Here is a 3,716-nt window from a genome sequence, read left to right as displayed (position 1 = left end):
GGAAAACCTGCGTGGAGTAAAAACGAAAAAAAAGACTAAAAGTGCCTCTTATGAACCGTCTCTAAGGCTAAAGGGTTGTCGAGAGCACCATTGGGAGCGAGCAAAGTGTGAGATAGTACCGGCTTATTCTTTGTTTAAACCATAAAGATGAACTTGCTTTATAAATTTTATACATTTCATGATGGTTTTACCATTATACCATTCACCAAAACCATCACGAAATGGATTTCCCACACTCGTTATTTCCCTTAAAAAAGCGCAACAAATCCTCCTGAAACTCCACCACGCCCCCTTAAACATTTCAAGGAGGCCATCCATACCTTATGTCGCCACACCTTAAATAAGAAGTGCGATATAACAAGATAAATAAATCAAGCTGCTATTGGTCATGAGGCAGATAGTCATTTAAGAGGCTTTTATCTTTTTATCAAAATTCGCATCCTTTTAACTTTCCATATAAAAACTTAAAAGTAATTGCGCCTTTTGCCTGTTTTATTTTCTCTTTCATTCAGAAAACAGTCTCGTAAGAGAAAATAATTTCCATCCCCAGGACGGACCCTCGTCAAACATTGTTTTTTAGCACTATCAGAAAGCTTATCCCACATTTCACGAATAGCAAAATAGGCCTCACTTTCCAAATTAAGACAATGCTGATAAACCTCTCTTTTCATATCGGGCATAACGGAGGCAGAAATTTCCTTGCAATATACGCGTAGATCAAAAACAGGAATAACCAATTCAACGGGTGCTTGTTGTGTTACTTTTTTATGAGAAGAAAAATAACTAACCACCTTTGCAACAACAAAACACAAAAACACTATACAAAAAAGTATTATGCAAACAAAAGCAATCTTGCGATATAATCTTTTGAAATAAGCCTTTTGTCTTGCTCGGATTCTTTTTTCCATAAAGATTGTACCCTTTAATATCCCAAGAGAAGCTTTTACAGCAAAAAATGATAGAAGTATCTGTGTACACAATACAGGTTATAGCCGCAAACGATCAAGACTCTTATGTCAAAAGACTCTCTTTTTTACCGTATAATTCTTATCGTATATAATTCTTATGAAACACTTTTCTCATGCCCTTTATGAAAAAATAGGGCTGATGATTTTCTCTCACCACTTTTAAAGACAAAGATTCTTTATCCATGCGGATCTATAAACAATTCGTCTTTGTTAAGACATGTCATATTGATTTATAAAGAATATTTATTGTTTTACATGTTGAATGAGAAACCCGAACACCATAGGATTCTCTCATCCGAAGTTTGTTTTCTATTGAAACAATCAAAACCATGTTGCTTACAAGTTACAAGCGGAGCTAGCATGTGGATTAAAAACTGTATAAGAAAGGCATATGCCTCTTATGAATCGTCTCACGAACCAAGGCTGTCGTAAATATTGGGAGCTAGAAAATACAATAATGGTGCGGGCTTGCCTCTACATAAGCGTAAAGATGGGAGTGCTCAATGGATTTACCGTTATTCACCACACAAACACTTCATATATAAAATCTTATACGCCTTCTATTACCGCCCCCTCAAAAAGCAGTCGCTAAAACAAGATTAAGAGATTATAGATGTAAAACTCCTAACAAAAAAGAATGGACTTTCTAATCGAGATCAACAAACACTGTTAAAGACACATTTGCATTTTTGACCATGCTGGCATGTATGATAATGGCCCTTCAAATGCGCCACCATTTTATGCTTCACCTCATATCATTCTCCGTCAAACAATCACAAAGATTCTTTAACTATTCAACGCCCCCCAACCAAAGCAAAGAAACCGAAACCAGACGCCTGCATTTTTATTTGAATCTTCCCTATTGGGATAAAACACACAAGAATTTAAAGATTTCACTGCAAAATGAAATCACAAAATACAATAATGAGAAAAATATCCAAAGCCATCTCAATAACAAATATATAGCGCCCCTGTTATTAGAAAGTAAAAAAAGCCGCACCATTTAAAGGCGCGGCTTATGAATAGAGATATAACTAAATAAAATACAAAAGAAATCAATAATAAATACTTATACACAAAACGTATAGTATTGCAAGCTTTTTAATTATATTTATAAAAATATCCAAAAAGAGTATAAATAATGATACATTCGTATTGAGGAGAGCTGTTTATAACAATACACTTTCTAAAATAAAAACGTATCAAATAAATCAAAATACTTTGTAGCTTTATCTCAATATAATCCATGAAAAAACACACATGATTTAAGTCCATAATTATAATAAGACCCGTTCTTTTACGCTTGTAAAAGCTGGTTTTTCTTAACTTACATTCACCACTTCAAAAGATGAAGATTCTTCACCCAATCTGATCTATCAACAGCCCAGATTGCATCGGGGTCCATTTGGCTTTCTCACATGTGATTGATTTAAACTTAAAGCTCAACAAATAAGCCTGCCTTAAATATTTGCCACGCCCTTTAAAAAACACTTTTTGTATCATGGAAGCTCTTACAAAGAGACTTGCCTTATATCATCACACCTGAAAGGACAGTCTTTACAGCATAAACAGGATAAGACAAATCAACAACCGCTTGTACAATCTTGTCTGATAAGAAAACAAGTGAAACGTTAGCCTTCAAGCCTGCTCCAACAGTACAGCATTTCTCTTCTTTATAAGAAAAAACACAACGATACGCATGATTTTTTTATAGGCATTTTTCTGCTTTTGTCCTTTTGGCAATTAACATTTTCTTTTTATGGGATTTTTAACAAATTAAAATTGCGAGGATCTGCACTTTTTCTCTTTTAAAAAAGCGTAAAAACCGCAAATTATTTATAGAGTTAAAATCATCAAACGCTCTATCCAAAAGCTTTTTAAAATGATTGCACGATTTTTTATCTTTTTAAAGCTTCTTTTGCCATGCGTTTCTATTTGGGCATGGCTCCTTGCTCTGTAGGCTTTAAAAACTTACCCTTAGATTTCAATATGCGCCCTACTCTCCCCAACAACGCATGATCAACTTATCCAGCAACAACGCTTCTCTATCAATTTTTACCATTTTTTAACATCTCAAACAGAGTGCAATTCCAATCCCCACCGAAGATATAAATCAGGTTTATCTCATCTATAGCTTCAACCCATACATATTGTTATGATCACTCTTTTCTATTTTTCCTTTTCTAACAAAGAAGAAATCTCTCTAGAATGCTCAACACTGATGTTTTGAGCAACACTACTGTATATTCCTAGCGGCTTATGTGCTGTAAATTTTGAAATAAAAGAGCTGTAGTCTATTTTTGGCGCCTCGTATATTGGAGAAAAAAATATGTCTCCAACGGACGATGATTCTGTTTTAATTTCTGGTGCGCTCACAAAACTGTTTGGTGTCGTTATTCCACCACTCACAACACTATTAATACTGTCTTGCTTCTCTTCTTTCTCATTTTTTTTCTGTTCGACATTGGTAAGATCTAGAGCATTTAATTTTTTTTCTAAAGCATCCATGCGCTTTGCAATTTTTGTAATATCTTCATATGCTTTCTTCAACAATGCGTTTAAAGGAGCATGTCCCATTCTTCCGCTAGCATAAAGAACCACACGAATACATTCCGGATCATCAATATCAGAAATAGAAAATGGAAAAAGTGCCATTATATCCCCCTTTTTTATAAGCTAAACGCGTATTAAGGCATTTGCATCTCTTTTTTCGTTGTACGGCTCTTGCATTTCTCAGAAAACCTCAGA

General features: G+C 34.6%; 2 protein-coding genes and 1 pseudogene. 1 reads left to right on the top strand and 2 read right to left on the bottom strand.

Annotated features, from left to right (window positions below):
• Nucleotides 1–464: 464 nt before the first annotated feature.
• Nucleotides 465–908 carry a hypothetical protein gene (locus ACFIL3_RS06520; protein WP_375610680.1) on the bottom strand — a complete coding sequence of 148 codons (444 nt, stop codon included), beginning with the start codon at nt 906–908 and terminating at the stop codon, nt 465–467.
• Nucleotides 909–1,359: 451 nt separating this feature from the next.
• Between ACFIL3_RS06520 and ACFIL3_RS06515 the strand changes: the two are divergent.
• A pseudogene (locus ACFIL3_RS06515) lies at nt 1,360–1,496 on the top strand (integrase); the annotation flags it as partial.
• Between the two features lie 1,641 nt (nt 1,497–3,137).
• Here the strand turns inward: ACFIL3_RS06515 and ACFIL3_RS06510 are convergent.
• The gene (locus tag ACFIL3_RS06510) at nt 3,138–3,623 is read right to left on the bottom strand and encodes a hypothetical protein (RefSeq protein ID WP_375681953.1); all 486 of its coding nucleotides are present in this window, start codon (nt 3,621–3,623) and stop codon (nt 3,138–3,140) included.
• Between the last annotated feature and the right edge of the window lie 93 nt (nt 3,624–3,716).

This window comes from Bartonella sp. CE47NXGY (assembly GCF_042195415.1).
GTDB lineage: Bacteria > Pseudomonadota > Alphaproteobacteria > Rhizobiales > Rhizobiaceae > Bartonella.
The sequence above is the reverse complement of the archived record's forward strand: the minus strand, read 5'-3'. Positions and strand labels throughout refer to the sequence as shown.